The following is an 854-nucleotide window of genomic DNA, read 5'->3' as shown; positions in this document are numbered from 1 at the left end:
CCGCGCCGTCCCAGCGCGCTTCGTGGCCGCGCCAGCCGGCCGCGACGTTGCCGCGCACGAGCTGGATGATCGCCAGGTTGAAGCGGTACGACGCGTCGTCAGGCGCCAGCTCGCACGCGCGCGCCGCGTAGCGCTCGGCGTCGTCCCAGCGCTGCGCCTCCTTCATCGCCAGCGCGACGTTGTTCATCGCGAGCGCGTTGTCGGGCGCGAGCTCGACGAGCCGCGCCGCGCACGCGAGCGCGGCGTCCAGGTCGTGTGTCGCGAGCCGCGCGACGACGAGGTTGATCCACGCCTGCACGTCGCGCGGATCGAAGCGCACCGCCGCTTCGAGCAGCGCGATTTCCTCCGCGCGGCCGCTACCCGACAGCCGCAGCGCGATCGCGAGGTTGTTGCGCAGCGATGGCCGGTCGGCATCGAGCGCCAGCGCCGCGCGATACGGTGCCACGGCGTCCGCGTGCCGGCCCGCCATCTGCAGCGCGTAACCGTGATTGAAGTGCGCGGTCGCGCCCGGCTGCACACGCGCCGCGCATTCGGCGAGCGCGATCGCATCGGCCGTACGCTGCCGCGAGACGAGCGTGCCGGTGAGTTGCGCGAGCGCATCGGCGTCGACCGCATGCAGATGCGCGGCGGCGGCGAGCCACAGATCGTGCGCGGCATGCTCGCCGCGCGCCTGCGCATCGGCGGCCTGCCCGAGCAGCGCGAGGAAAGGCGGAAGCAGCGGAATGAGGATATCGGTCGGATCGTCCATGCAGTCGGAGTCGGCTAGCGGTGGCGCGGCACGCGTCGCGCGCACCGCAATACGCGCATCTTAACGCCCGCGCGAAGCCGCGCGGCACGCGCATCGCGACAGGCCA

1 protein-coding gene is annotated in these 854 nt (G+C 73.1%); it reads right to left on the bottom strand.

The window, feature by feature from the left end; translation table 11 throughout:
* The coding region (locus G3N96_RS38780) for a tetratricopeptide repeat protein (protein WP_206140496.1) at positions 1-748 on the bottom strand (748 nt) is incomplete at its 3' end.
* Positions 749-854: the final 106 nt, after the last annotated feature.

It is taken from the genome of Burkholderia sp. Se-20373, from assembly GCF_017104705.1.
Taxonomy (GTDB): Bacteria; Pseudomonadota; Gammaproteobacteria; order Burkholderiales; family Burkholderiaceae; genus Burkholderia.
This window is presented reverse-complemented; position numbering and strand designations above follow the sequence as displayed.